The organism is Beutenbergia cavernae DSM 12333, assembly GCF_000023105.1.
In the GTDB taxonomy this organism is placed as follows: Bacteria; Actinomycetota; Actinomycetes; order Actinomycetales; family Beutenbergiaceae; genus Beutenbergia; species Beutenbergia cavernae.
In genome coordinates, this window is the sequence record NC_012669.1 from 2,117,235 (window position 1) to 2,144,220 (window position 26,986).

At 72.1% G+C, this 26,986-nt stretch carries 26 protein-coding genes; 12 read left to right on the forward strand and 14 right to left on the reverse strand.

From position 1 onward, the window contains the following. Positions 1-98: 98 nt before the first annotated feature. A complete protein-coding gene (glnA, locus tag BCAV_RS09350) occupies positions 99-1,523 on the reverse strand; it encodes a type I glutamate--ammonia ligase (protein WP_015882351.1) in 1,425 nt (474 codons plus the stop codon). 166 nt (positions 1,524-1,689) lie between these two features. Between glnA and BCAV_RS09355 the strand changes: the two genes are divergently transcribed. After that, the gene (locus BCAV_RS09355; protein ID WP_015882352.1) at positions 1,690-2,085 is read left to right on the forward strand and encodes an RDD family protein; all 396 of its coding nucleotides are present in this window, start codon (positions 1,690-1,692) and stop codon (positions 2,083-2,085) included. Between the two features lie 10 nt (positions 2,086-2,095). Here the strand turns inward: BCAV_RS09355 and BCAV_RS09360 are convergent, their stop codons facing one another. From BCAV_RS09360 to lipB, 3 genes are read right to left on the reverse strand one after another with little or no spacing between them, the layout of a single operon-like run. Then, positions 2,096-2,824 carry a DUF4191 domain-containing protein gene (locus BCAV_RS09360; protein ID WP_015882353.1) on the reverse strand — a complete coding sequence of 243 codons (729 nt, stop codon included), beginning with the start codon at positions 2,822-2,824 and terminating at the stop codon, positions 2,096-2,098. Between the two features lie 55 nt (positions 2,825-2,879). After that, positions 2,880-3,878, reverse strand: coding sequence for a lipoyl synthase (gene lipA, locus BCAV_RS09365; protein ID WP_015882354.1), 999 nt, complete (start codon positions 3,876-3,878; stop codon positions 2,880-2,882). After that, positions 3,875-4,531 carry a lipoyl(octanoyl) transferase LipB gene (lipB, locus tag BCAV_RS09370; protein ID WP_015882355.1) on the reverse strand — a complete coding sequence of 219 codons (657 nt, stop codon included), beginning with the start codon at positions 4,529-4,531 and terminating at the stop codon, positions 3,875-3,877. Before lipB ends, lipA begins: the two co-directional genes overlap by 4 nt. An 85-nt stretch (positions 4,532-4,616) precedes the next feature. Between lipB and BCAV_RS09375 the strand changes: the two genes are divergently transcribed. Continuing rightward, positions 4,617-5,963 (forward strand): protein kinase domain-containing protein, encoded by a 1,347-nt coding sequence (locus BCAV_RS09375; protein WP_015882356.1) that lies wholly within the window; start codon positions 4,617-4,619, stop codon positions 5,961-5,963. 3 nt (positions 5,964-5,966) lie between these two features. Here BCAV_RS09375 and BCAV_RS09380 read toward each other — a convergent pair whose 3' ends face one another. Genes BCAV_RS09380 through lpdA form a run of 3 tightly spaced genes read right to left on the reverse strand, consistent with a single transcriptional unit; the run spans position 5,967 to position 10,204 of the window. Further along, positions 5,967-6,869, reverse strand: a complete 903-nt coding sequence (locus tag BCAV_RS09380; protein ID WP_015882357.1) for a TIGR01777 family oxidoreductase — start codon at positions 6,867-6,869, stop codon at positions 5,967-5,969. 7 nt (positions 6,870-6,876) lie between these two features. Next, positions 6,877-8,757 (reverse strand): 2-oxoglutarate dehydrogenase, E2 component, dihydrolipoamide succinyltransferase, encoded by a 1,881-nt coding sequence (gene sucB, locus BCAV_RS09385; protein ID WP_015882358.1) that lies wholly within the window; start codon positions 8,755-8,757, stop codon positions 6,877-6,879. 25 nt (positions 8,758-8,782) lie between these two features. Beyond that, positions 8,783-10,204, reverse strand: a complete 1,422-nt coding sequence (lpdA, locus tag BCAV_RS09390; RefSeq protein ID WP_245528992.1) for a dihydrolipoyl dehydrogenase — start codon at positions 10,202-10,204, stop codon at positions 8,783-8,785. Positions 10,205-10,357: 153 nt separating this feature from the next. Between lpdA and BCAV_RS09395 the strand changes: the two genes are divergently transcribed. Continuing rightward, a complete protein-coding gene (locus tag BCAV_RS09395) occupies positions 10,358-10,678 on the forward strand; it encodes a thioredoxin domain-containing protein (RefSeq protein WP_043349320.1) in 321 nt (106 codons plus the stop codon). A 28-nt stretch (positions 10,679-10,706) separates the two neighbouring features. Here BCAV_RS09395 and BCAV_RS09400 read toward each other — a convergent pair whose 3' ends face one another. The 4 genes from BCAV_RS09400 to BCAV_RS09415 are packed head-to-tail and all read right to left on the reverse strand — an operon-like array spanning position 10,707 to position 16,322. Continuing rightward, positions 10,707-12,299, reverse strand: coding sequence for a glycosyl hydrolase family 28-related protein (locus tag BCAV_RS09400; protein WP_015882361.1), 1,593 nt, complete (start codon positions 12,297-12,299; stop codon positions 10,707-10,709). Between the two features lie 42 nt (positions 12,300-12,341). Next, a complete protein-coding gene (locus BCAV_RS09405; RefSeq protein ID WP_015882362.1) occupies positions 12,342-13,952 on the reverse strand; it encodes a glycosyl hydrolase family 28-related protein in 1,611 nt (536 codons plus the stop codon). Positions 13,953-13,979: 27 nt separating this feature from the next. Further along, complete coding sequence (locus tag BCAV_RS09410) at positions 13,980-15,398, reverse strand: FAD-dependent oxidoreductase (RefSeq protein ID WP_015882363.1); 1,419 nt, start codon at positions 15,396-15,398, stop codon at positions 13,980-13,982. 60 nt (positions 15,399-15,458) lie between these two features. Beyond that, a complete protein-coding gene (locus tag BCAV_RS09415) occupies positions 15,459-16,322 on the reverse strand; it encodes an alkaline phosphatase family protein (protein WP_187292864.1) in 864 nt (287 codons plus the stop codon). A 93-nt stretch (positions 16,323-16,415) separates the two neighbouring features. Between BCAV_RS09415 and BCAV_RS09420 the strand changes: the two genes are divergently transcribed. The 5 genes from BCAV_RS09420 (at position 16,416) to BCAV_RS09440 (ending at position 21,481) form a co-directional block, all read left to right on the forward strand. Next, a complete protein-coding gene (locus BCAV_RS09420; protein WP_015882365.1) occupies positions 16,416-17,423 on the forward strand; it encodes a sugar-binding transcriptional regulator in 1,008 nt (335 codons plus the stop codon). A gap of 261 nt (positions 17,424-17,684) precedes the next feature. Next, positions 17,685-19,022, forward strand: a complete 1,338-nt coding sequence (locus BCAV_RS09425) for an extracellular solute-binding protein (protein WP_043346937.1) — start codon at positions 17,685-17,687, stop codon at positions 19,020-19,022. After that, positions 19,019-19,672 (forward strand): YesL family protein, encoded by a 654-nt coding sequence (locus BCAV_RS09430; protein ID WP_015882367.1) that lies wholly within the window; start codon positions 19,019-19,021, stop codon positions 19,670-19,672. The genes BCAV_RS09425 and BCAV_RS09430 overlap by 4 nt, the downstream gene beginning before the upstream one ends. Further along, the gene (locus BCAV_RS09435; protein WP_015882368.1) at positions 19,644-20,624 is read left to right on the forward strand and encodes an ABC transporter permease; all 981 of its coding nucleotides are present in this window, start codon (positions 19,644-19,646) and stop codon (positions 20,622-20,624) included. Before BCAV_RS09430 ends, BCAV_RS09435 begins: the two co-directional genes overlap by 29 nt. A 32-nt stretch (positions 20,625-20,656) precedes the next feature. After that, positions 20,657-21,481 carry a carbohydrate ABC transporter permease gene (locus BCAV_RS09440; RefSeq protein WP_222836679.1) on the forward strand — a complete coding sequence of 275 codons (825 nt, stop codon included), beginning with the start codon at positions 20,657-20,659 and terminating at the stop codon, positions 21,479-21,481. A 9-nt stretch (positions 21,482-21,490) separates the two neighbouring features. On the opposite strand, the gene BCAV_RS09445 is transcribed toward BCAV_RS09440, so the two are convergent. Continuing rightward, on the reverse strand, positions 21,491-22,984 hold the full coding sequence (locus BCAV_RS09445) for a leucyl aminopeptidase (protein ID WP_015882370.1): 1,494 nt from the start codon (positions 22,982-22,984) through the stop codon (positions 21,491-21,493). A gap of 71 nt (positions 22,985-23,055) precedes the next feature. Between BCAV_RS09445 and BCAV_RS09450 the strand changes: the two genes are divergently transcribed. The 4 genes from BCAV_RS09450 to BCAV_RS09465 all read left to right on the forward strand — a co-directional run bounded on the left by BCAV_RS09450 (position 23,056) and on the right by BCAV_RS09465 (position 25,258). Further along, positions 23,056-23,409, forward strand: a complete 354-nt coding sequence (locus BCAV_RS09450) for a hypothetical protein (protein ID WP_015882371.1) — start codon at positions 23,056-23,058, stop codon at positions 23,407-23,409. Continuing rightward, positions 23,406-23,918 carry a hypothetical protein gene (locus BCAV_RS09455; RefSeq protein ID WP_015882372.1) on the forward strand — a complete coding sequence of 171 codons (513 nt, stop codon included), beginning with the start codon at positions 23,406-23,408 and terminating at the stop codon, positions 23,916-23,918. Before BCAV_RS09450 ends, BCAV_RS09455 begins: the two co-directional genes overlap by 4 nt. 84 nt (positions 23,919-24,002) lie before the next feature. Next, positions 24,003-25,037, forward strand: a complete 1,035-nt coding sequence (locus BCAV_RS09460; RefSeq protein ID WP_015882373.1) for a quinone-dependent dihydroorotate dehydrogenase — start codon at positions 24,003-24,005, stop codon at positions 25,035-25,037. Continuing rightward, on the forward strand, positions 25,034-25,258 hold the full coding sequence (locus BCAV_RS09465) for a hypothetical protein (RefSeq protein ID WP_015882374.1): 225 nt from the start codon (positions 25,034-25,036) through the stop codon (positions 25,256-25,258). The genes BCAV_RS09460 and BCAV_RS09465 overlap by 4 nt, the downstream gene beginning before the upstream one ends. A 30-nt stretch (positions 25,259-25,288) precedes the next feature. Here BCAV_RS09465 and BCAV_RS09470 read toward each other — a convergent pair whose 3' ends face one another. Both BCAV_RS09470 and BCAV_RS09475 read right to left on the reverse strand, forming a co-directional pair. Beyond that, positions 25,289-26,305: an aldo/keto reductase family protein gene (locus tag BCAV_RS09470; protein WP_015882375.1), complete on the reverse strand. Its 1,017-nt coding sequence runs from the start codon at positions 26,303-26,305 to the stop codon at positions 25,289-25,291. A gap of 57 nt (positions 26,306-26,362) precedes the next feature. Beyond that, positions 26,363-26,980: a DUF3043 domain-containing protein gene (locus BCAV_RS09475; RefSeq protein WP_015882376.1), complete on the reverse strand. Its 618-nt coding sequence runs from the start codon at positions 26,978-26,980 to the stop codon at positions 26,363-26,365. Positions 26,981-26,986: the final 6 nt, after the last annotated feature.

Genomic DNA, 26,986 nt, shown 5'->3' on the forward strand with positions numbered 1-26,986 from the left:
GCCCTAGCCCGCGCGGTACTACCTCGAGAAGCGACTCGCTCACTCCTCAGATGCCTCTACCAGCCACGACATCCTGCGGGGCTCGCTGCGCTCACTCCTCAGATGTCGTAGTACAGCTCGAACTCGTGCGGGTGCGGGCGCAGCCGGATCGGGTCGACCTCGTTCGTCCGCTTGTAGTCGATCCACGTCGAGATGAGGTCCGGCGTGAACACGTCGCCCTCGGTGAGGAAGTCGTGGTCCGCCTCGAGCGCGTCGAGCACGCCGGGCAGCGAGTCCGGCACCTGAGCGATCTGGGCGTGCTCCTCCGGCGGCAGCTCGTAGAGGTCCTTGTCGACCGGCTCCGGCGGCTCGATCCGGTTGCGGATGCCGTCGATGCCCGCCATGAGCATCGCCGAGAACGCCAGGTACGGGTTCGCCGACGGGTCCGGCACGCGGAACTCGATGCGCTTCGCCTTCGGCGAGGTCCCCGTGATCGGGATGCGAATGCACGCGGAGCGGTTGCGCGCCGAGTACACGAGGTTGACCGGCGCCTCGAAGCCGGGCACCAGGCGATGGTAGGAGTTCACGGACGGGTTCGTGAACGCCAGCAGCGACGGCGCGTGCTTGAGCAGGCCGCCGATGTACCAGCGCGCCAGGTCGGACAGCCCGCCGTACCCGCGCTCGTCGAAGAACAGCGGCTGGCCGTCCTTCCAGAGGCTCTGGTGGCTGTGCATGCCGGAGCCGTTGTCACCGAACAGCGGCTTCGGCATGAACGTCGCCGTCTTGCCGGCGTTCCACACCACGTTCTTGACGACGTACTTGAACTTCATGAGGTCGTCGGCCGCGGAACGCAGCGTGTTGAACCGGTAGTTGATCTCCTGCTGGCCGGCCGTGCCGACCTCGTGGTGCGCCCGCTCGACGTCGAGGCCCACCTCCTGCAGCGTCGTCACGATGGAGTCGCGCAGGTCGGCGAACTGGTCGGCGGGGGAGACGGGGAAGTAGCCGCCCTTGTAGCGCGTCTTGTACGCCTTGTTGCCGCCCTCCTCGACCCGGCCCGTGTTCCACGCGGCCTCGCTGGAGTCGAGGTAGTAGTACCCCGAGTGCTGGTTCGTCTCGAACCGCACGTCGTCGAAGATGTAGAACTCCGCCTCCGGGCCGAAGAACACCGTGTCGGCGATGCCCGTCGAGCGCAGGTACGCCTCCGCTTTTGCGGCGATCGTCCGGGGGTCACGGGAGTAGGGCTCGTCGGTGAACGGGTCGACGATCGAGAAGTACACGACGAGCGTCTTCTGCGCCCGGAACGGGTCGACGAACGCGCTCGTGACGTCCGGCACGAGCTTCATGTCCGACTCGTGGATCGCCTGGAAGCCCCGGATCGAGGAGCCGTCGAACATGAGACCTTCCGTGAAGGCGTCCTCGTTGAAGGCCTCGACCGGGATGTTGAAGTGCTGCTGCACGCCAGGCAGGTCGATGAACCGGACGTCGACGAACTTGACGTCCTGCTCCTTCGTGAAGGCGATGGCCTCCTCGGCGGTGGTGAACATCCATGACTCCTTGGTAGGTGGGCCCTTGGGGGCGGTTGGCACGCTAGGCGTCCGGCGTTACTGCCCCATCACCCGTATGTGTCGGTGGTGTTAATCCGGCGCCCACCCGAGGCGGGGCGCCGGCGGCCGGAACGATCGCACACCCGGTGGAGACTAGGCTCGCGGGGTGTCACCGCAGCACCCTGAGACCACATCGTGGGACCGTCGTCCCAGCAGCACGCAGCCGGCCGGGCTGGCCCGGCGGATCGGCGCGCTGGTGATCGACTGGCTCCTCGCCTCCGCGATCAGTGCCGGCTTCTTCGCGTTCGACTCGTGGGCCACGCTCGCGATCTTCGCCGCCATGACCCTGATCCTCGTGGCGACGCTCGGGTCCACGATCGGCCACCGCGTGCTCGGGCTCCGGGTAGTGCGGGCGGACGACGGCGGCCATCCCGGCATCGTCAGCGCGATCGTCCGCACCGTGGCACTGTGCCTCGTCATCCCGGCGGTCATCTGGGACTCGGAGGGCGTGTCGCTGCACGACCGGTGGGCGCGCACGCGCATCGTCGAGCGCGCTCGCTGACGTCGGCGGCTCAGCGGCCCCGCATGCCCTTGCGGTCGGGGCGCATCCGCGTGGGGTCGACGCCCTTCGGGATCGGCAGCCGCGCCGTCCCCATGGCACGCAGCCGCTTGGAGACCTCGGCGACCTCCGCCTTGGACAGCTTGCCCTTCTGCTTCTGTACCGTCGACGCGAGCTTCGGGAGCGGGACCTGACCGTCGCCCCGGCCGCACTGGACGAGGTGCACGGGCACCGACGGGACCAGGCGCTGAACGCGCCGCTTCTCCGTCTCCAGCAGGCGTCCGGCGCGCCCGGACGGGCCCTCGCTGATGAGCACCACACCCGGCTTGCCGATCGCCCGGAACACCATGTCCTGGGTGCGCGGGTCGACGGCGACAGGTTGCTCCTCGATGTTCCAGCCGCGACGGATGGTGCCGAGGGCCGCGGAGACGGCGCCCGGCTCGCCCTCGATCCGTGCGTACGCCGCCGTCTCCGCGCGTCGCGCCAGCAGGAACATCGCACCCAGCACGGAGAACGGGATCGCGAGCACCAGCGTGTAGATCGGCTGCCCCCAGAGCAGGCCGAGCCCGTAGCCGGCGGCCGAGCCGCCCACGATGATGAGGAGGATCCACCAGGTGATGGAAGGCTGAGCCTTCCGCGTCATCTGGTAGACCTCCCACACCTGGTGGTACCAGCGACGCTTCTTCTCCTTGGGGGCCTTCGTCGGCGCCGAGGAGTCGGGTTTCGAGGAGCTGCGGGCCATGATGCCTCAGCCTACCGGCGGGTGCGGACGCCTCGGCACGATCCTGAGCGCTCGCTCAGCGCAGCAGCGACGCCGCCTCCTGGCGGGACGTCGTCGGCTCGGTGAGGTGGGCGAGCGCGGGCGGGACCTCGAGCCCGCGGCGAGCCATCGCCTGGCCCCAGAGGCGACCTGCCCGGTAGGACGAGCGCACGAGCGGGCCGGCCATGACTCCGAGGAACCCGATCCGCTCCGCCTCGTCGGACAGCTCGACGAACTCCTCCGGCTTCACCCACCGCTCCACCGGGTGGTGACGCGGTGAGGGGCGCAGGTACTGGGTGATCGTCACGAGGTCGCACCCTGCCGCGTGCAGGTCCGCCAGGGCCTCGACGGCCTCCGCGGTCGTCTCGCCCATCCCGAGGATGAGGTTCGACTTCGTGACCAGGCCGGCGTCGCGAGCCGCCGTCAGCACCGACAGCGAGCGGGCGTACCGGAACCCCGGCCGGATGCGCTTGAAGACGCGGGGCACCGTCTCGAGGTTGTGGGCGAGCACCTCGGGCCGCGAGGAGAACACCTCGGCGAGCTGGTCCGGCTCGGCGTTGAAGTCGGGGATGAGCAGCTCGACGCCGGTACCCGGGTTCAGTGCGTGGATCTGCCGGACGGTCTCCGCGTAGAGCCACGCCCCGCCGTCGGCGAGGTCGTCGCGCGCGACGCCGGTGACCGTCGAGTAGCGCAGACCCATCGCCTGCACCGACTCGGCCACACGGCGTGGTTCGTCGGCGTCGAAGTCGGCAGGCTTGCCGGTGTCGATCTGGCAGAAGTCGCACCGCCGCGTGCACTGGTCGCCCCCGATGAGGAACGTGGCCTCGCGGTCCTCCCAGCACTCGAAGATGTTGGGGCAGCCCGCCTCCTCGCACACCGTGTGCAGGCCCTCGCGACGTACGAGCGAGCGCAGCTCGGTGTACTCCGGACCCATCGTGGCGCGCGTCTTGATCCACGGCGGCTTCTTCTCGATCGGGACGGCGGCGTTCCTGGCCTCGACGCGCAGCAGGCGCCGACCCTCCGGGGCGATCGTCACGCGCCCACTGTACGCACGGCCGTGACGTCCGCGAGGGCGCGCACGAGGTCGTCTCGGAGGATGTCGGCCACCTCGACGAGCGTCAGGGTGCGCCCGGTCTCGGCGGCGATCGACGTCACTCCCGCGTCGGTGATCCCGCACGGCACGATGGCCTCGAACGCGGTCAGGTCGGGCGCGACGTTGAGAGCGAGTCCGTGCATCGTCACCCCGCCGGCGACCCGCACGCCGATCGCCGCGATCTTGCGATCCGGGCCGCCGTCGTCGCCCAGCACCCACACGCCCGATCGCCCCTCGACGCGGTCTCCGCTCACCCCGAGGGTGCCGAGCGTGCCGATGAGCGCCGACTCGAGCGCCCGGACGTACGCCACGACGTCGACCGGCTGCGCGAGCCGCACGATCGGGTAGACGACGAGCTGCCCGGGGCCGTGCCAGGTGATCTTTCCGCCACGGTCGACGTCGACGACCGGTGTGCCGTCATCGGGGCGCTCGGCGCGGCGGGTGCGTCGGCCGGCCGTGTAGACGTGCTCGTGCTCGAGCTCGACGACGACGTCCTCGCCGCCGGCGACCACGGACTCGTGGAGCTCGCGCTGGCGAGCCCATCCGTCCTGGTACGGCACGAGCTCGTCGCCGAGACCGACGCGGTCGAAACGCACGCCGTCACCCTACGCCCGGGTGGCGACGTTCCAGGCCTGTGGATAACGACGGCGGTGCCGTGCGCGTTCGCGGTGTGATGGAGGAGTGCAGCACACGCGACGAGCACCGCAGGTCCCGGGGTACCGGCTCGGCGACCCGCTGGGCTTCGGCGCCGACGGGCCGGTGTGGGCCGGGCGGCCCGTCGCGGTTCCCGACGGCGATCCCGTGGCCGTGCGCCTGGTGCGGCTCGATCCTTCGCTCGTCGAGCCGTACCGCGCACGCGTGGGGGGCTTGCGGGGCCTGGACCACCCGCACCTGGGCGGCGTCGCCGACGTCGTGGCTGTCGACGAGCGGACGACGGCGGTGGTCGGCCCCCCGGTTCCCGGCCCGACGTTGGCCGCACTCCGGGCAGCGCGGGCACCGCTCGGCGAGCGCGAGGTGCGCACGCTGGTGGGCCAGGTCGCCTCGGCGCTCGCGCACCTGCATGCGCAGGGCGTCGTGCACGGCGACGTGTCGCCGGCGAACGTCGTGGCGGCCGAACGGGGATGGGTCCTGATCGACGTCGCCGGGTTCGCGCCCACGGAGGGCGGCACGGTCGGCTTCGTCGCACCGGAACGGCGGACGGGCCGGCCCGCGAGCGCGGCCGGTGACGTGTGGTCGCTCGCAGCCCTGGCGGCGTTCTGCGCCGAGGACGTGCCGCCCGAGGTGGAGCGCGCACTCGCCGAGGATCCGGCGTCGCGGCCCGCGGCTGCGGAGCTCGCCGCGCTCGACGCGGCCGAGGAGCCGCGCCTGCCGGCCGGTGACGTGCTGGCCCAGGCGAGCCTGCGCGCCGCGGCTCTCGCGGCGCCGACCACCCGGCTCGGTGGCCGGGTACGAGCGAGCCGGCGCCGACGGACCCGGTCAGGTCGCGGCGTCCGGGTGGCGTCGGCCGGGCGAGCGGGAACCCGCTCGGGCCGGCGTGCGGCGCGCCACGGCGCACCGAGCCCCCGGCGACGTGCGCTGATGGCCGCGGTGGCGGCGTCGGCAGTGCTGGTCGGTGTCGCTCTCGGCGGCGTCGTCGCGGCCGAGCGGCCGGAGCGCGCCGGCGGCGCCCCGCTCGGACCCGTCGTGCGCGAGCTGCTCGCGGCGCGGGATGCGGCGTTGACGGCCGGCGACCTGGACGCGCTCCACGCCATCTCCGCCCCGGGGTCTCCGGCGCGCGCGCAGGACGACGAGCTCTGGGCACGGACGCGGGGGAGCGGGACCCGGCTGGAGGGCCTGCGGACGGAGGTCCTCGGTGTCGAGGCGGCGGACGACGACGAGGTGCTGGTCCGCGTGCGCCAGCTCCCGCACGTCCGCGTCACGCCGGAGGGTCGACGAACGGTGCCCGCGCAGGGTGAGCGCTGCGTGCGGCTCCGGGTCGAGCAGGGCGTCGACGGCGCCCGGCTCGCCGACGTCGGGATCTGCTCGTGAGCGTCAGCGCACCAGCCACTCGACGGCGTCGTCGAGATGCCGGTGCGCGAACGCGAAGCCGGAGCTCTCGAGCGCTGCCGGAATGACGCGTTGCGAGGCCAGGAGCTCGTCGGCGAAGGCGCCGAGCCCCAGGCGGAGCGCCGGCGCCGGCACCCCCAGCACGGCCGGCCGGTGCACACCGCGCGCCAGCGCCGCGACGACCTCGGCGTTGCGCCGCGGGTTCGGGGCGGTCACGTTGACCGGACCGACGAGATCGCTCGTCGTGGCGAGGTGCGCGATCGCACGGACGGCGTCGAGTGCGGAGATCCACGGCCACCACTGCCGTCCGTTCCCGAGGGGCCCGCCGAGCCCGAGCCGGACCAGGGGCATCAGTCGGCCGAGCGCCCCGCCGCGGCGGGCCAGCACGACGCCGGTGCGGAGGTGGGCGACGGCGATGCCTGCCGCTCGGGCGTCGTCGGCAGCCGACTCCCAGGCTCGGCACACGCCGGCGAGGAACGTGCTGCCGCTCGGGGAGGACTCCGTGAGCACCTGCTCGCCGCCGTCGCCGTAGTAGCCGACGGCGGAGGCGGCCACCAGCCTGACGTGCTGGGCGCCGGCCACGACGAGGCTGTGGGCCGCCGCGCCCACCGGGTCGACGCGTGAGGCCACGATCGTGCGCCGGAACTCCGGCGTCCACCGGTGCTCCCCGACGCCGGCGCCCGAGAGCACGACCACCGCGGCGAGGTCGTCGAGCTCGCCCAGGGCCTCCCGGGGCACCTCGCCGGAGGACGGGTCCCAGCGCACCTCGTCGGGTGCGGCCGGCGTGCGGCGGACGAGCCGCCGCACGCCGAACCCCCGCCTCCTCAGCTCCGCGCCGAGCGGGGGGCCGAGGAGGCCGGAAGCCCCGGCGAGCAGGACGTCGGGCACGTCGCCGTCAGAGCCCGAGGTCGGACTCGAACGCGCCCTCCTCGAGGCGGTTCTTGATGGCGGTGAGGAAGCGACCCGCGTCCGCGCCGTCGACGAGCCGGTGGTCGTAGCTCAGCGCGAGGTACACCATCGACCGCACGGCGATCACCTCGGCGCCGTCGGCGTCCTTCACGACCATCGGCCGCTTGACGATCGTGCCGATGCCGAGGATGCCGACCTGCGGCTGCAGGAGGATCGGCGTGTCGAACAGGGCACCGCCGCTGCCCGTGTTCGTCAGCGTGAACGTGCCGCCGCTGAGCTCGTCCGGCACGGCCTTGTTGGCGCGGGTCCGGGACGCGAGGTCGGCGATCTTGCGGGCGAAGCCGGCGATGTTCAGGTCTCCGGCGTCCTTGACCACGGGAACCACGAGGCCGCGGTCCGTGTCGACGGCGATCCCGACGTTCTCGGCACCGTGGTAGACGATCTCCTCGCCCTCGATGCTCGCGTTGAGCTTCGGGTAGGCCTTGAGCGCCTCGGTGGTGGCGAGCGCGAAGAACGGGAGGTAGGTGAGCTTCGCACCCTCACGGGTTGCGAAGTCCGCCTTCGCACGGTCCCGCAGTCGAGCGATGCGGGTGACGTCCACCTCGACCACCGTGGTGAGCTGGGCCGACACCTGGAGCGACTCGACCATGCGCTGCGCGACGATCTTGCGCAGGCGCGACATCTTCTCGCGCGTTCCCCGGAGCGGGGAGACGGGAAGCACCGTCGCGGCCGGGCCGGCCGGAGCGGCGGGAGCTGCCGCGGCCGGGGCAGCAGCCGCGGCCTTCGCGGCCTCGGCGGCGTCGAGCACGTCCTGCTTGCGGATCCGCCCGCCGACGCCCGTGCCGGTGAGCCCTTCGAGGTCGACCCCGTGCTGCCCCGCCAGCTTGCGCACGAGCGGGGTGACGTACGTGGTGCTCGTGCCGGAGAGCGCCTCGGCGGCGCTCGGACGGGGAGCGGGTTCGGGCGTCGTCGCCGCCGGTGCCGCGGCCGCCGGCGCGGGGGCTGGTGCCGCCGGGGCGGGCTCGGGCTCGGGGGCCGCGGCCTGCTCCGGCTCCGCTGCGGAGGGCTCCGCCTTGGCCTCCTCGGGCTCCGCTGCAGCCGGCTCCGGCTCCGGCGCTGCCTGCGGCTCGGGCTCCGGGGCCTTCGCCTCGGGCGCGGCCGCGCCGACCCGCGCGAGCACCGCTCCGACCTCGACCGTCTCGTCTTCCGCGGCGAGGATCTCGAGGACGGTGCCGGCGACGGGCGACGGGATCTCCGTGTCGACCTTGTCGGTCGAGACCTCGAGCAGGGGTTCGTCGACGGCGATCTCGTCACCGACGGCCTTGAGCCACCGCGTGATCGTGCCCTCGGTGACGCTCTCGCCCAGAGCGGGCAGCGTGACGTCGGTACCGGCCTCGGCGGACGCCGCCGCGGCGGGCTGCTCGGCCTGGGCGGCGGGTGCGGGAGCCGACTCCTCCGCGGGAGCGGCCTGCTCCGGCTCGGGGGCGGGCTCCGGTGCCGGCGGCTGCTCCTCGGCGGCCTGCTGCGGGGCCTCCTCGGCCGGTGCTTCGGCCCCTGCTTCGGGCGCAGCCTCGGCCTGGCCCTCGGCGGCGGGAGCCTCGGGAGCGCCCTCGTCGGACGCTGCCTCGGCGTCGGCTCCGATGACGGCGAGGTCGGCGCCGACCTCGACGGTGTCGTCCTCCTCCGCGAGGATCTTCTGCAGCACGCCCGCGATCGGCGACGGGATCTCGGTGTCCACCTTGTCGGTCGAGACCTCCAGCAGCGGCTCGTCGACCGCCACCGTGTCTCCCACGGCCTTGAGCCACCGGGTGACCGTGCCCTCGGTCACGCTCTCACCGAGGGCCGGCATCTTGACGGTTTCGGACATGAACTTGGTCTCCTTCGGTGGACGTTCAGTGGTGCGCGTGGAGCGGCTTGCCGGCGAGCGCGAGAGCTGCCTCGCCGAGAGCCTCGTTCTGGGTGGGGTGGGCGTGCACGAGGGCGGCGACGTCCTCGGGGAACGCCTCCCAGTTCACGATCAGCTGGCCCTCGCCGACCTGTTCGCCCATGCGCGCGCCGATCGCGTGGACGCCGACGATCGGCCCTTCCGGTGCGCGGACGAGCTTGACGAACCCGGCGGTGCGGAGGATCTGGCTCCTGCCGTTGCCGCCGAGGTTGTACTCGAGCGTCTCGACGCCGTCGCCGTACCGATCGCGTGCCTGGGCCTCGGTGAGACCGACGGACGCGATCTCGGGGTCGCTGTAGGTGACGCGGGGGATCCCGGACTCGACGATCGGGGCGGGTGCGAGGCCGGCGATCTCCTCGGCCACGAAGATGCCCTGCGCGAAGCCCCGGTGCGCGAGCTGGAGGCCGGCGACGACGTCGCCGACGGCGTACACCCCCGACGTCGTCGTGCGCAGGCGCTCGTCCGTCACCACGAAGCCGCGGTCGAGCTCGACACCCTGCTGCTCGAGGCCGACGCCGGCCGTGGCGGGACCGCGTCCCACGGCCACCAGCAGCAGGTCGGCGGCGAGCACGTCGTCGCTGTCCTCCAGGTGGACGCGCACGCCCGAGTCGTCCTGGTCGACGCCGGCGAACCGGGCGCCGAGCCGCATCCCGATCCCGCGCTTGCGGAACGCCCGCTCAAGCGCGGTGCTCAGGGCGACGTCCTCGTTCGGGACGAGGTGCTCGAGTGCCTCGACGACCGTGACCTCGGCGCCGAACGACCGCCACAGGCTCGCGAACTCGACGCCGATCACGCCACCGCCGAGGACGACGACGCGCTGCGGCACCCAGTCGAGTCGCAGTGCCTGGTCGCTCGTCACGACGCGCCCGCCGATCTCGAGCCCGGGCAGGCTGCGCGAGTACGAGCCGGTCGCGACCACGACGTTCCGCCCACGGATCGTGCGCCCGGCGACCTCGACGGCGTCCGGGGCGACGAGCCGACCGTGGCCGGCGACGACCTCGATGCCGCGCCCGGCGACCAGCCCCTGGAGGCCCTTGTACAGCCTGGCGACCACGCCCTCCTGGTACGCGGTGACAGCGGCCATGTCGATGCCGTCGAGGCTGGCGCGGACGCCGAACGTCGCGCTCTCGCGGACGGCGTCGGCCACCTCCGCGCTGTGCAGGAGAGCCTTCGTGGGGATGCATCCGCGGTGCAGGCACGTGCCGCCGACCTTGTCCGACTCGACGAGAGCGACGCGCAGGTCCAGCTGGGCCGCGCGCAGGGCCGCCGCGTAGCCGCCGCTCCCGCCCCCGAGGACGACGACGTCGTACGTCGCGTCCCCGCGCTCGCCGGCGTCGGCGGGTGCGGAGGGGGCCACAGCATCGGGCACGGGTCCGTCAGAGCTCCTCGCGTGGTCGTCCAGGCTGGCCGCGCCCTATCTTGTCACCCGGCCGCGACGCTCACGAATCGCTGCCCAGTGAGCGGCGTCACGAAGCCGCCGATGCCGCTCCCGTCGGCGTCCTCGTTCCTTATGCTGAGTCGCATGGGCCTCTTCTCGCGCACCTCGCGGCGCGCCTCGCGGTCGCCCCAGCGTGCGGAGACCCTCGCCCACTTCGCGGCGTTCGTCGCGGAGCGCGGCGGTGTGGAGGCGTACCTCGAGCCGGCGACGGCGTTCGAGCCCCACACGCTCGTGCTCATCGCCCGTTCGGGGGAGTTCACCCGACGGCGCGTTCCCGACGCACGTGCCGGGCGTGAGCTCGCCCGCGAGCTGGCGGTGCCGTTCTACGACGTGCAGCTCACGGGCTACCCCGCGCGCATGCGGGAGTGGACGGCCGCGCAACGTCGGAGCACCCCCGGGCCCTGAGCGCCCCGGCGGGCCGCCCGGGCGTGCCTCATGCGGGTCCGGGCGTGACCGAGTTGCCGTGCTCGGCGATGTCCGCGCCGCCGCCGGTGCGCAGGACGTCGTACCCGCTCCATCGCGTCCCGGCGATCACGCCGTGGTCGGTCGCGGCGTCGAGTGTGAGGGCCGCGTCCTGGCGGGTCGTGTGCGTGCCGCGGCTCCCGTGCACGCCGAAGTCGTCGACTCCGGTGAGCACGACTGGCTGGTCGACGTCGTCGAAGCTGCTCCCGGTCAGCCGGACGTCGGTAGCGCCCGTGATGTCCAGCCCGCGCGCGTACGCCGCGACCTCCAGCGACGCGTGCACCCGGCGCGCCTTCGTGATCGCGACGGCGGTCGCGCCGCCGTCCCGGATCGTCGCGGAGATGCTGATGTCTTCCGCAGGGCCGCCGTCGACGCCGCTGATCCAGATGACCGGGTTCTGCGCCGGGTCCTCCGCCGGATCCGACGCGAACCCCTCGACGACGAGGTTGCGGATGTCGATGTTCGAGCACAGCACCGGCTCGGCGTAGTAGCCGCGGCTGCCCGGGATGTTCGCGTCGCTGATGAGCCTGCCCCACGAGTTCGACGTGAACATGAGGACCCGGTTCGTGGTCTGCCCCGTGGTGGAGCGGACGGTGACGTTCTCGAGCAGCGCGTCCTGAATCTGGGGCACGTGGATGATCCCGCGAGGAGGACGCACGTTGTCGCCGTTCTCAGCCGGCCGCGGGTCGCTCGCCGGGTCCACGATCTCGACGTCGCGCAGGACCAGCCCGCTGTACGGCTGGCCCTCCTGCTCGAAGTGCGCCCCCACCGGGTTCGGGGCCGGCCATACCTCGCCGTCGAGCTCCAGGGGCAGGAAGCGGCAACGCTCGATCGTGACGCTCCTCGTGGCGAGGGCGTCGTAGGAACCGGCGTCGTCCGGGTAGGAGACGGTCGTGGAGTGGCTGATGTCGAGCTGGATGGTCTCTGCCGTCGGCGCGATGTCCGGGACCACGTGGTAGCCGCGCCACGTGCAGCCGGTGAAGCTGATGTCGTCGCAGCCGCACAGGTCGAACGTGTGCCCGGCGCCGCCCTGGCACTCGACGAACTCGCAGTCCTCGACGCGGATGTCGGCGCAGTGGTGCAGCGCCATGGCGCAGATCGAGGCGCTCTCGCCCGCATCGCGGAACACGCCGCGGAACGTCAGACCGCGCATCGTCACGTTCGTGACCCCGGAACGGCGGCCCTGCCGCCCGTGCGAGAGGCCGACGAAGACGACGTACGAGCCCGTCCTCTCCCGTCGCACGATCGTGGCGTTCTCGCCCACGATGTCGACGTTGGACCGCAGCTCGACGACCTGCTCACCGGCCAGGAGGTACGTCCCGGGAGGAACGAGCACCGTGCCGCCGCTCGCTGCCAGCGAGTCGAGGCACGCCTGGAACGCGGCGGCGGCATGCTCGACGCCGGTCGGGTCCGCCCCGAAGTCGGTCACCGACGCGCTGGGCCGGGCCGGTGCCGCGGGTGCGGCGGCGCCTGGCAGCGCTGTCGTCGTGACGAGGGCGGCCGTGGCCACACCGGCGGCGGTGAGCACGGTGCGGCGGTCGAGGTGCAGGTCGTGCTGGGACATCGGTGTCCGATCGTCGAGGGAGAGCGAGTGCTGGACGTGCGCTCAGGGCGTCGCGCGGTTCCCGCGCTCGATCACGTGGTGGCCGCCGCCGGTGGCGACGGCCTCGTAGCCCGACCACCGCGTGCCCGCGATCACACCGTGGTCGGTGAGGTCGTCCATGACGACGGCGACCGGCTGGGTCCCGGAGTGCGTCCCGACGACGCCGGCGATCGTGAAACGCTCGACGTCGGTGAGGACCACGGGGGTGCCGACGTCGTCGAAACGACCGCCGGCGACGTTCAGCCCGGAGCTGTCGGTGACGTCCACACCCCGGGCGGAACCGGTGATCTCGAGGGCGAGGCGTACGTTGCGCGCCTTCTCCACGAGGACGGCGGTGGTCACGTCGCCGTGGATGCTCGCCTGGATGTCGATGTTCTCCGCCGGGCCCTCATCCACCCCGCTGACGACGATGATCGGGTTCTGCGCCGGGTCCTCACCCTCGACGGCGGTGAAACCCTCGACCACGAGGTTGCGGATCGTGACGTCCGCGCACCGCATGGGCTCGGGGTAGTAGCCCTTCGGCCCGGGCACGTCGTCGGCGGACGCGATGTGGCCGTACGACATCGAGGAGAGCATCACGACGCGGTTCGAGACGGCGCCCGTGGTGGAGCGCACCGTGACGTTCTCCAGGAGAACGTCACGGGCCTGCGGCACGTGGATGACGCCGCGGACGGCCGCGTTGTCCTGGTTCTGGGCCGGCCTCGGGTCCGACACGGGGTCGACGACCTCGACGTCCCGCATGACGAGCCCGACGTAGGCCTGCTCGTACGCGGAGTGGTGCGCGCCCACGGGGTTCGGCGCCGGGAAGCTGCGCGCGTGGTCCGCCGGGACGACGGCGCCGGGTTCCGCGTCGAGGTCGAGCGGGAGGAACCGGCAGCGCTCGATCGTCACGTGGTGGGTGGAGAGGGCGTCGTAGGAGCCGGGGTCGTCCGGGTAGGAGACGGCGGAGGAGTGGGACGCGTCGAGCTGGATGGTCTCGATCGTCGGGGCGTGCGTGGGCACCGAGTGGTAGCCGCGCCACGTGCAGTCGGTGAACGTGATGTCGTCGCAGCCGTTGAGGTCGAAGGTGTGCCCGGCGCCGCCCTGGCACTCGACGAACTCGCAGCCCTCGATCCGGATGTCGGCGCAGTGGTGCAGGGCCATCACGCAGATCGTCGCCCGGGCGGTGAAGTCGCCGCGGAACCGCAGGCCCCGCATCGTCACGTTCACCACGCCCGAACGCCGGCCCTGGCGACCGTGGGACAGACCGGTGAACGCGGTGTAGCTGCCGGTGCGCTCGCGCCGCACGATGGTGGCGCCGGCGCCCTCGATCGTGAGGTTGGACCGGAGCTCAACGACCTGCTGCCCCGCGAGCAGGTACGTGCCCGGCGGGACGAGGACGGTGCCGCCGCTCGGAGGCAGGGAGTCGAGGCACGCCTGGAACGCGGCGCCGGCGTGCTCGACGCCTGTGGGGTCGGCGCCGAAGTCCGTGACCACCGCCGTGGGACCGGCACCCGCTGGGGCGGCAGCGGCAGCGGCCGGGGCCGCTGACGCGGCGAGCGCCGCCCCTGCCGTGCCTGCGCTGGCGAGCGCCAGTACCGTCCGTCGGTCGAGGTTCGTCTCGGGAAAGGCCATGGCGCGGTGCTCCGTCCGTCGTGGTGGTCAGGCGCCGCGACCGGCGGCTGCCCCGGCGGCCAGGGCGGGATCGAGGCGATCCCCCAGGTAGGCGCCCTGCTCGACGAGTCGCCGCTGCAGGCGGGTCACGTCGACGTCGTGCACGGTGGTGCCGTCCTGCCTCGCCCACGCCGCCGCGAGTCCGGCGGCCTCGCCCATCGCGAAGCACGGCGGCATCACACGGACGGCGGCGAGCGCCTCGTGCGTGGCGGAGAGGCAGCGACCGGAGACCAGGACGTTGTCCAGGTCCCGGGGGACGAGGCTGCGGAACGGGATCTCGTAGACGTTCGCGGTCGCCGGGATGCCGTCGTCGAACGGCCCGTCCCCGCTCACCGGGCTGTGGATGTCCACCGGGTACCCGGCGACGGCGACGACGTCGTCGAAGTGCCGGCCGGCGATGAGGTCCTCGAGCGTGAGGGTGTACTCGCCGACGACGCGCCGCGTCTCGCGGACCCCGATGGTCGCCGCCGTGTCCAGCAGCTCCGCCCGCTCGAGCCCGGGTACGTCCGTCCGGAAGAACTCGAGCAGGGCGCGCACCTGCCCTCGGGCCTCGATCTCGGCTGCCGTCAGGTCGGCCGCGCTCGTGCCGTCGCGCCCGAGGACGCGCGTGGTGTTGATGCGCCACACCCCGGGCTCCGGCGTCCGGAAGAGCTGGATGCCGCGGCGCGGGATCGGGAACCGGCCCTCCGCACGCGCCCGCTCCACGATGCTCTGGAAGGGAAAGAGGTCCTCCGGGTGCGCGCGGGCATACTCCTCGACGGCGCGGTCGTCGACGTTCCGGACGCGGAAGAAGAGCGTCATCGGCTGCACGGCGCCGTCGCCGTCCCGCCCGTACGCGACCTCAGCGCCGGCGCGTGCCGCGACGTCGCCGTCGCCCGTGCAGTCGACGACGACGTCGGCGGGCAGGTACCCGAGGCCGTCCTTGTTGGCGACGACGACCCCGCGGATCCGCCGACCGTCGGTGACGACGTCGGCGACGAACGTGTGCAGCAGGAGCTCGACGCCGGCCTCCTGCAGCATCTCGAGCGCCACCGCCTTGGCGGACTCCGGATCGAAGGGCGTCACGCGCTCGTGGCCGAACCCCATGAACCCGGCGAAGTCCGTGCCGCTGCGCACGCGGGACGGGTGGACCGCGCCGCCCTCGGCCTCCATGCGGCGCACGAACTCATCGAAGATGCCGCGCACGAGCTGGGTGCGCCCGTCGAGGGAGAACGACGTCATGCAGGGGCCGACGAGGCCCGCGGTGAGGTTGCCGCCCACGAATCCGAACCGCTCGACGACCCGGACCTGAGCGCCGTTGCGCGCGGCGGACAGCGCCGCCGACAGTCCCGAGGGTCCGGCTCCGACGACCAGGACGCCGGTCGGCGGGTAGGCGTTGAGCTGGTCGGCGAACTCCGGGCTGCGCATGGGAACTCGTACTCCTTCGGGTGGGGTGGGCGTGTCGGGAGGGAGACGGGGGAGAGGCGATCAGGGCGCGAGCAACGACGTGCCCTGGCACAGCCAGCGTTCGCTCGGCGTGACGCGGAGGTGGGCCCACGCGGTCGGAGCGATGTCGACGTTGGCGGCCTCCGTGGCCCAGGTGGCGGGCGAGCCGTCCAGGAGGCCCGCGACGACGAACGACTGACGCTCCTGCCAGCTCCCGCGGCCGTGGCCGCCTTCGTCGCGGTGCCCGTGGTCGGTGGTGAGCATCACGAGCCAGCTCTCGTCGTCGAACGTCGGCCGGGCGCGGATCGCCTGCACCATGCGGGCCAGCCGGGCATCCTGACGCGCGATCGCCTCCTCGTACCGGCTGCCGACGCCGTGGGCGTGCGCTGCCGAGTCCGTCTCACCGAGGTAGACGAACGAGAAGTCGTGCTCCTGCGTGCCCAGGCGCCGCTCGGCGTCGTCGGCAACGAGCACGTCGGTGTCCGCGAAGCCGCCCGGGTAGGTGCGGCGGTCGAACCAGGTCATCGTGCGGACGCCGGGACCGAGCACAGGGCCCGGCCCGAAGTCGGTGCCGAAGATGAGGGCGGACGTCGCGGCGTACGTCGCGATGTCCGGTCGCGCGCAGAACGCGCGGGTCAGCATGTCCGGGTAGCGATGGAGAAGGTGGTACGTGTCATCGTTCCCGAGCACCTCGTGGCGGTCCGGCCACACCCCGGTGAGAATGGTGCTCCACCCCACAGCCGTCATGGTGGGAGCGATATCGACGTCCGGGAGAGTCGTCGTCCACCATCGGCCCCGCGAGGCGATCTCAGAGATTGCCTCCGGCGCCATTTGTCGAAGGGTGTCGTCACGCACCCCGTCCCATCCGACGACGAGCACCTTCGGTCGTTTGTCCAGTTCCGCCACGGCGAACAGTCTGGTGGTGTTCCGATCCCTTCTGCAATACTCTCCCACCATCCCGCACGGATGTGCAGTGTCGCCGAAGTTGCAGGAGGAACCGTGCCGCACCGCGACGACAGCAAGGTCGAGGACGCCATCCACGCGTCGCAGCGCTACTACATCCAGGACGCGACGATGGACGCCATCGCACAGGAGATGCGCGTCTCGCGGTCGACCGTCTCGCGGTTGATCAGCTTCGCCCGCGAGGCCGGCCTCGTCGAGATCCGCATCATGCCCCCGAGCGCCTACGCCGACGCGATCGAGCGCGAGCTGTCGGATCGGTACAGGGTCCGGGCGCACGTCGTGCACGTGCGCGACACCATGACACCCGTCGAACGACACCAGCGGACCGCGTCGCACGCGACCCGGGTGCTGAACTCGATCTTCAACTCCGACATGGTCCTCGCGCTGGCGTGGGGGACGATGCTCCGGGAGATCAGCGACGTGCTCATGGCGCGCATGGTGACCAACTGTCGCGTGGTCCTGCTCAACGGCGTGGGGAACTCGCGAGCGCTGGGGGAGCACTACTCCAGCGCGATCCTCACGGCGTTCGGGACCGCGTACAACGCCTACATCCGGCGCCTGCCGGTGCCCGTGTTCCTCGATCGCGAGGACACACGGGACATCCTGTTCGCGGAGCGGGCGGTGCGGGCGGTCGTCGACCTGCAGAAGGACGCCGACGTCGCACTCTTCAGCCTCGGGCACGTCGACAACGGCGTCCCCTCGTCGCCGTACCGGGCCGGCTACTTCCTCGATCAGCAGGACTACCGGTCGCTCGAGGAGGACGGGGTGGTCGGGGACCTCGCCACGACGTTCTTCCGCGCCGACGGGACGTCCGAGGGGGTCCGCATGAACCGACGGACGAGCGGCCCTGACCTGGACCTCGTGAGGGCCATCCCGCACCGGATCTGCGCCGTGTCGGGCAACCACAAGATCAGCGCGCTCCGCGGCGCCCTGCTCGGCGAGCTCGTCACCGACCTGGTGATCGACGAGACCACGGCCCGGGAGCTCCTGGGCGAGACGGCGCACGGAGCGGCGGTGGACGTCGTGGACGGTGCACGCACGTGAATCCTGCACGTCCGTGCATGCCACTTGAAAGATCTTCCACACCTCTCCTAGGGTTCATCCCAGCCGCGCTGGCCGCAAGTGACGAGCTGAGATGCTTCGACGTTCAGAGAGGATCGTACGATGACGTCACGACGGGGGCGGCGATTGTCGGTCGCTGCCATTTCTGCCATTGTTCTGCTATCCGCCGGATGCTCGGTCCTGGGCGGTGGGGACAATGACGAGGAACGGGTCCTGAGAATCAACTACGGCGGGTCGGCCGACGTGACAGAGATCCCGGCCGACAACCCGATCGCCGACAAGCTCGAGGAGATCACCGGGTACGAGATCGTCGTCGAGAAGTCCCCGGAGGACCTCGGCGCCGCCCTGGCGGGCGACCAGGCGCCGGACCTCTTCCTCACGAGCCGGAGCCAGGTGCGTCAGTTCGACGAGCAAGGGCTCCTGCTCGACCTCACGGACCACCGCGACGAGCTCAGCGACTACGAGAGCTACGTCGGCTCCGAGAACGTCGACGCCACGCTGCTGGACGGTCGGCTCGTGAGCGTGGTCCGCAAGCCTCGCGAGTTCAGCTACAACGGCTTGTGGATCCGCGCGGACTGGTTGGAGAACCTCGGGCTCGCTATGCCGACGACGACGGCCGAGTTCCACGACGTGCTCCAGGCGTTCACGACCGGTGACCCGGACGGCAACGGCGCCGCCGACACCGTCGGCATCACGGGCTCCGGCATGGGCACGTTCTCGGCGGTCTTCGGCGCGTACGGCACCGGGGGACCCGGCACGCTCTACGCCGACGGCCCGGCGATCGTCGACGGCTACAACGACCCGGCCGTGATCGAGCCGCTCACGTACATCAACACGCTGTTCGCGGAGCAGCTCGTCGATCCGGACCTGTTCTCGATCGAGATCGCGGAGGCGCGGGACCGGGCGTTCCAGGGCAGCGCCGGCGTCGTCGCGATCAGCTGGGACCAGATGACGAAGCCGGAGTTCGTGGAGGCGCAGCAGGCGGCCCAGCCGGGCTCCGACTGGCAGATGATCTCGGTGCTGGACGGGCCGGACGGCCCCGGCGCTCAGCCGGGCAGCCCGTTCGGCGTGGTCCAGGCGATCCCCGCGTCGGTCGGGGACGACCCCGACAAGGTCGAGGCCCTCATCACGCTCCTCAACTACATCTCGACGCCGGACGGGTCGCGACTCGTCATGTTCGGCGTCGAGGGCGAGACGTTCGAGATGGACGGCGAGGAGGTCGTCCCGCTGCCCGCGCTGGACACCGAGGGCTCCTACTTCTTCGCCTACCAGATGACCGGGCGCGACGAGGACACGTACCTCGCGACGAAGTTCCCGGACGAGGCCTGGGCGTGGCAGGCGTGCATGGACCGCGAGCAGATCGTGCTGTACGACGCCCTGGTGGCGCCGCCGGACGGGTACAACGTGGCCGACGCCGCCCGGTTCGCCGACGAGCAGATCGTGCTCTTCGTGACCGGCGAGCGGCAGCTGACGGACTACGACGCGTTCCTCTCCGAGCTCAACGGGCAGTTCGGCTACGCCGAGTACGTCAGCTCCGCGCAGGAGCAGCTCGCCGCCCTCGGCCTCCCGGCGTCCTCGTGACCTCACGCTCGCCCGACGGCGCCGGCCCTTGGTCGCGGGTCGTCGATCTCCTGGCGGGGTTCTGGCGGGCGGTCGGGATCAACGCCCTGTGGCTCGTGGCGTCGCTGCCGATCGTGACGATCGGACCCGCGACCGTCGCGCTCATGGCGATGGCGCGGGACGACGTCATGGGTCGTCCTCGCCCGGCGGCCCGTGCGTTCGTGGCGTACGTCCGCGAGAACGTCGCCGTCGGCCTGGCACTGTCGACCATGACGCTGGGCGCCGTCGGCTCCTTCGCGCTGCTCTGGCGCCTTGACCCCGCCGGGGGGACGACGGCGACCCGTGTGCTGCAGGTCGTGTCGCTCGTGGGCCTGATCGCCGTGGCCCCGGTGATCGCGCACGGGTACGCGCTGGCGGCGCACACCCAGCAGGGCGTGCGTGGGGTGTACCGGGCGAGCGTGATCATGGCGTTCGCCCGGCCCGGCGAGACCGTGCTGGCGCTCGCGGTCGTGGCGGCCCTCGTGCTGCTGTCCTGGTACTGGCCGTTCTCCGTGCTGCTCGCAGGCTACGTCGGGTCGCGCGCCATCTTCACGACCTTCCGGCGCACGTTCGCGGCGCTCCAGGACCCGAAGGGCGCGAGCGATGACGCTCCAGCAGACGCGCGCTCCTGAGCGGGTCGAGTCGTCCACCCCGGCGCCGCCGGAGGTCGGACGCCCACGCCAGGCGCGGCGGCGGTTCTGGTCGTTCCGGACCCTCCTGCTCATGCTCGTTCCCGGCCTGCTCTACCTGGCGGTCTACAAGTACGGTCCGATGTACGGCGTCCTCATCGCATTCAAGGACTACTCCATCCGTGAGGGGATCGCCGGGAGCCCCTGGGCGTCACCGTTCTACACACACTTCGAGCAGTTCTGGACGTCGCCGTACTTCAGCACCCTCATGACGAACACGGTGCTGATCTCGGTGTACAAGCTCGTCGCGGGCACCATCCCGCCGATCATCGTCGCGCTGCTGTTCAACGAGTGTCGGCTGCGCTGGTTCCGGCGGTTGGCGCAGACCGTGAGCTACATGCCGCACTTCCTGTCGTGGGTGATCGTGTACGGCGTCACCATCGCATTGCTGTCGCAGAGCACGGGCCTCGTGAACGGTTTCCTCCGCGACAACTTCGGCTTCACGATCGGCTTCCTGACCTCGAACACGTGGTTCCGCAGCGTGCTGGTCGGCTCCGACCTGTGGAAGGACATCGGCTGGGGCGCGATCATCTACCTCGCCGCGATGATCGGGATCGACCGCACGTTCTACGAGGCGGCTCGCGTGGACGGCGCGGGCCGTTTCCGGCAGATCTGGCACATCACGCTGCCCGGGATCCGGCCCGTCATCATCCTGCTGCTCGTCCTCAAGCTCGGGAACATCCTCGACGCCGGGTTCGACCAGGTCTACATCTTCTACAACATCCAGGTCTATCCGACCGGCGACATCATCGACACCTGGGTCTACCGGGCCGGTCTGGAGAACCTGAACTACAGCCTCGCGGCGGCGGTCGGCCTGTTCAAGTCCGTCATCGGGCTCGTGCTCATCGTCGTCGCCAACCGCATCGCACGACGATGGAGCGCGCAGCTATGGTGAGCCCCGCCCGTTCGGACCGTGGGTTCGACACCGTGGTCAACGTCCTCCTCGGGCTCGTCATCGTGGCGGCGGTGCTCCCGCTCCTCGTGGTGGTGTCCGCGTCGTTCACCCCGTACTCCGAGATCCTGAGCAACGGCGGCTACACGCTCCCGACAGAGTTCACGCTGGACGGGTACCGCATGGTCCTCGCGGACTCGCGTCTGCAGCAGGGCTTCGTCGTGACGACGTTCGTCACGGTGGTGGGCACGGCGCTCAACCTCGTCGTGTCGGTCCTCTTCGCCTACCCGTTGAGCCAGCACCGCCTCCCGGGGCGGCGCGGCATCCTGTTCGTCGCGCTCCTCACGACGCTGTTCTCGGCCGGGATCATCCCCACGTATCTCGTCGTCAAGGCGACCGGGCTGCTCGACACCGTCTGGGCGATGATCATCCCGACGACGATCAGCGTGTTCAACGTCTTCATCCTCAAGACGTTCTTCGAGGGGATCCCCGGTGAGCTGTTCGAGGCCGCCCGGATCGACGGCGCGGGAGAGCTCCGGCTGCTGCTGCGCATCGTGGTACCGCTCGCGGTGCCGGTGCTCATGACGATCGGCTTGTTCTACGCCGTCGGGCACTGGAACACGTTCATGGCCGCGGTGCTCTACATCCGTGACGCCGACCTGCAACCTCTGCAGGTCGTGCTGCGGAACCTCCTCACGGAGGTCTCCTCCGACGCGGCGGCGGATCCAGACGCCGTCGTCCCCACCGTCACGTTCCGGATGAGTGCCGTGGTGCTCACCGCCCTGCCGATGATCCTGCTCTACCCGTTCATCCAGAAGCACTTCCGGCACGGCGTCATGCTGGGCTCCGTCAAGGGGTGACGCCCGGGCTCAGCGGGCGGAGACCCGCTCGAGGTAGGACAGCAGCGTCCGCACGCCGACACCGGTTCCGCCCTTCGGCGTGTAACCGTGCGGCGACCCCTCGTTGAACGCGGGTCCCGCGACGTCGAGGTGTCCCCACGGGACGTCGCCGACGAACTCCGACAGGAAGATGCCCGCCACGAGCATGCCGCCGAACCGGTCGCCGATGTTCGCGAGGTCGGCCACGGGGGAGTCGAGGCTCGCCCGGAGCTCGCTCGGCAGCGGCATCGGCCAGAACTGCTCGCCGGCGTCGTCGGCTGCCGAGACGACGGCGTCCCGGACGTCGTCGGTGCCCATCACGGCGCTGACGCGGGTGCCGAGCGCGACCACCTGCGCGCCGGTGAGCGTGGCGATGTCGATGACGGCGTCCGGCGACTCCTCGCAGGCGGCCACGAGCGCGTCGGCGAGGACGAGGCGTCCCTCGGCGTCGGTGTTCAGGACCTCGACGGTCGTCCCCCCGCGGATCGTGATGACGTCGGACGGTCGCTGTGCCGTCCCGGACGGCATGTTCTCGGCGAGCGCGAGCCACCCGGTCACGCGCACCGGGAGCTCGAGCGCGGCGGCCGCGAGGACGGTGTGGAGCACGGCGGCGGCGCCCGCCATGTCGCTCTTCATCGTCTCCATGCCCTTGGCAGGCTTGATCGAGAGCCCACCGGAGTCGAACGTGATGCCCTTGCCGACGAGCGCGACGTGCGTGCGTGCCCGGGCCGGCGAGTACACGACCTTGACGAGCCGCGGCGGCCGGGCCGAGCCCTGTCCGACGCCGACGAGGCCGCCGTACCCGCCGGCCACGAGGTCGGCGTCGTCGAGCACGCTCACCTTGACCTTGGTGCCCTTCGCCGCCGCCTTCGCGGCATCAGCGAAGGAGGCGGGGTAGAGGTCCGCCGGCGCCGCGTTGACGAGGTCACGGGTGCCGCTGACCGCGCGGGCGACGACGGCGGCGTCCTCGACGGCCCTCCGGTACGCCTTGGCGCGCGTGTGCGACGTGAGGATCGTCACGTCGGACGGCGCGGCCGCACCGGCCCGGTATCGCCGGTAGCCGTACGCGCCGAGGAGCGCGCCCTCGGCGGCGGCACCGACCTGGTCGGGGGAGTCGTCGGGGAACGCGAGGGCAGCGCTCGGGTGGCCGGTGAGGGCGCGGAGCGCGGCGCCGGCGGCGCGGCGCAGGGCCTCCTCGGTCGCGGCGCCCGGGACCGCACCGGTCCCGGTCAGCACCAGCAGCTGTGCGCCGATCCCGTCCGGCGCCGGGACCTTGGTCACCTCGTCGGCCGTCCCCGCCAGGCGCAACGTGCGGATCGCTGCGATGACGGCCCGCTCGACGACGTCGTCGAGACCGGCGACGGCGGGAGTCGCGCCGCCGGGTCCGTCACCGGTCGCGAGCGGGACGACCAGCACGTCGGCCTGGGCCTCCGCGGCGGTGCGCTGGCTGAGCGTGACGTCGGAGGGCTTCGTCGGCGTAGGCATGAGGAGATCGTAGAGCCGTCTCGCGACGCGGGGTGTGACCGTTCGCCTCGCGACGTCGTACGCTTCCGGGCGTGCTTCCCACCCTCGGCATCGTCAGCGCGGTCATCGCGCTGCTCTGCCTGTGGGCTGCCGTGTGGGCGGTGCGGGACCGCGCGGTCATCCTCAAGCAGCTCATCGGCGCGGGCGTGGTCGAGGTCGGCCTGCTGGCCCAGCTCGTAGTCGCCGGCGTCGGGCAGGCACGAGGTCACCACGTCGCCGAGCCCGTGACGCTCTGGGGGTACCTCATCACCGCGCTGCTGCTGCTGCCGTTCGCGGGCGCCTGGGCGCTCGTCGAGCGCACGCGCTGGAGCTCGGTGGTGCTCGTCGTGGCCTGCCTCGCCCTGCTCGTCGTCCAGCTACGGATCGGACAGGTGTGGCAGGCGTGAGCGAGACCGGGCCGGGCACGCCGGCACCCCACCGGGAGGCGCCGACGCCCGACCCGGCAGGGACGCCGTCGGGGACGCCGCACGAAGCCGTGCACGACCCGCGCCGGCGCGCGTACGGCGCCGGGCGCGCCCTCATCGCCGTGTACGGGGTGTTCGCGCTCTCCGCGACGGCACGTGCCGGCGTGCAGCTCGTCCGCGACGCGGCCGAGGCGCCGCTGGCGTACGGCCTCTCCGCGTTCTCGGCGCTGGTCTACGTGGTGGCGACGATCGCTCTCGCCCACAACGGCCACCGCATGCGGCGCGTGGCGTGGGCGGCGGTCGTCGTGGAGCTGGTCGGCGTCCTGGCCGTGGGGACGCTCAGCGTCGTCGACCCCGCAGCGTTCCCGAAGGACACCGTCTGGTCGCACTTCGGGCAGGGCTACGGGTTCGTGCCGCTCGTGCTGCCCCTCCTCGGCCTCGCGTGGCTGTGGCGGTCGAGCCCGGCGCGGATCGCCCAGTCCGACCGCTGACGACGGCGGTCCTTGCGGCGCCGAGGCTGCCAGGACCGGCCGGCGCGTGAGACTAGGGTAAGGGCCGTGTCGGATCCGGGTCGCGTGTACGGCGCGTTGTTCTCCACCGTGGCCCTGCGGTTCGATCCGGAGCGCGCGCACCACGTCGCCGGGACGCTCATCCGCGTGGCCGGCGCGGTCCCGCCGCTCAGGTGGGTGCTCGAGCGGACGTTCGGCCGCCCGCACGGACAGGGCGTCGAGCTGTTCGGCCGGCACCTGCGCAGCCGGTTCGCGCTGGCCGCGGGGTTCGACAAGGACGCCACGATGGTCGCCGGGCTCGCCGCGCTCGGATTCGCCGCCGTCGAGATCGGCACGGTGACGGCGGTGGCACAGCCGGGCAACCCGCGGCCCCGACTGTTTCGCGTGACCGCCCAGCGTGCTCTCCTCAACCGGATGGGCTTCAACAACGGCGGGGCCGAGGCCGTCGCTCGACGCCTGCACCGCCTGCGCTCGACGCGGCACGGGCGGGCCCTCGTCGTCGGCGCCAACATCGGGAAGTCGAAGGTGACGGCGGCGGCCGACGCCGTGGCCGACTACCGGGCGAGCGCGCGCGCCCTCGCCCCGTACGTGGACTACGTCGTCGTGAACGTCTCCAGCCCGAACACGCCCGGGCTGCGGGACCTGCAGGCGGTGGACGCGCTCCGGCCGATCCTCGTGGCGGTGCTCGCGGAGTCCGGCCGCGTCGCGCACCGGGACGTCCCGGTGCTCGTGAAGATCGCTCCGGACCTCGCCGACGACGACGTGCGCGCGATCGCCCGGCTCGCCCGCGAGCTCGGGCTCGAGGGTGTCGTCGCCGCGAACACCACGATCCGCCACGACGTCGGCGTCGGCGGGCTGTCCGGACCGCCGTTGCTGACCCGCGGTCTCGAGGTGGTGCGGCTCGCGCGGGCCGAGCTGGGACCGGGAGGCACGGTGATCGGCGTCGGCGGCGTGAGCGACGCCCGCGACGCCGCCGCGTACCTCGACGCCGGCGCCGACCTCGTTCAGGCCTACACGGGGCTCATCTACGACGGGCCCGCGTGGCCCGGGCGGGTCGGCCGCGCCCTGGCCGACGCCACGGACGCCGGGAGGCGGCAGTGACCGACGGTGCGGCGTGGACGTGGCAGCTGGAGGGGCCGGACGGCGAACCCGTGCCCACCGGGCTCCGGCCTGAGGCGGCGGCCTCGCGGTACGACGCGGAGTCGTGGCTCGGTGAGCACTGGCGCGAGCTCGCCGCCCAGGGCGCCACGAGCGCCCGCCTGCTCCGCGACGGAGCGTCGGTGGCCGTCACGGAGCTGCGCGCGTTCAGGTGGCCCGCCTGACGTCGCGGTGCGGGCTCGATGGCGCTCGCGTCAGGCGAGGCGCTCGCGGGGCGACACCTCGTCCGTCAGCCGCGGGTCGCTGACGACGCTGTCGCCGAGCACGGCGTCGATCCGCTCGAGCAGCTCGGCGGGGATGCTCACCCCGGACGCCGCGACGTTCTCCGTGACCTGCTCCGGGCGCGAGGCACCGATGATGGCGGCGGCCACGTTGTCGTTCTGCAGCACCCAGGCGAGCGCGAGCTGCGCCATCGTCAGGCCGAGCTCGTCGGCGATCGGGCGCAGGTCTTGTACCCGGCCGAGCAGCTCGTCGTCGCCGAGGAACCGCGAGATCATCGACGCGCCGCCCTTGGTGTCGGTGGCGCGGGACCCGGCCGGCGGCGCCGCCCCAGGCGCGTACTTCCCCGTGAGGATGCCCTGCGCGACCGGCGACCACACGATCTGCGAGATGCCGAGCTCCCGTGACGTGGGAACCACCTCGGGCTCGATGACGCGCCAGATCGCCGAGTACTGCGGCTGGTTCGAGATGAGCTGGATCCCGAGCTCCTGAGCCAGCGCGTGCCCGGCGCGCAGCTGCTCCGCCGTCCACTCGCTGACCCCGATGTACAGCGCCTTGCCCGCGCGGACGACGTCGGCGAACGCCTGCATCGTCTCCGTGAGCGGGGTGGCGTGGTCGTAGCGGTGCGCCTGGTACAGGTCCACGTAGTCGGTGCGCAGCCGGGTCAGGGAGCCGTCGATGGCCTCGAGGATGTGCTTGCGCGACAGGCCGGTGTCGTTCGGGCCCTTCGGGCCGGTCGGGAAGTAGACCTTGGTGAAGATCTCGAGGCTCTCCCGCCGCTGGCCGGCGAGCGCGTCGCCCAGCACCTCCTCCGCCTTGGTGTTGGCGTACGTGTCGGCGGTGTCGAACGTCGTGATGCCCGCGTCGAGCGCGGCGCGGACGCACGCCAGCGCCGCGTCGTTCTCCACCTGGGAGCCGTGCGTGAGCCAGTTGCCGTAGGTGATCTCGGAGATCTTCAGACCGGAGCTGCCGAGGTGGCGGAAGGCGACCATGAGCCGCAGCCTAGAGCCGCCGGGGGCGCCGGCGGTCCGGCTTCCGGCCCCCGGACGTCAGCTGGGGTACTCGCCGCGCTTGACCTGCGGCTTCGGCATGCGGGTGCGGCGGATCTGGAACGCGCGCATGACGGCGTACAGCACGGAGCCGCGCGGGATCTTGCCCACCCCGAACTTCGCGACGAGCTTGCGCTTCATGATCGACGCCGTGATGACGGCGTCGACCACGGCGATGAGCACCACGGCGTACAGCCCGAGGATCACGTAGATCGCGAGCTCAGGGCGGTTGCCCAGGAACAGGATCACGAGGACGACGGCGAGCGACACGGGGAGGAAGAACTCGCCGAGGTTCCACCGGGCGTCGATGTAGTCGCGGATGTACCGCCGCACCGGACCCTTGTCACGCGCCGGCAGGTACCGGTCGTCGCCGGTCACCATGGCCTCGTTCATCTTCGCCCGGGCCTCGGAGGCCTTGACGCGGTTCTCGCGTGCGGCGGCCTTGCGGTCGTTCTGCACGAGGGGACGGCGGTTCTTCGCCTCGGCCTCGCGGCGCTTCGGCGTCGGGCGGCCCTTCTTGCCCTCGTCCGGCTCCTGGCCGACGTCGGCAGCCGTCATCGTCGACGAGGGCGCGTCCTGCACCGCGGCGTCGGCGTCGTTCTTCTTCCGTCCCAGCACACCTCG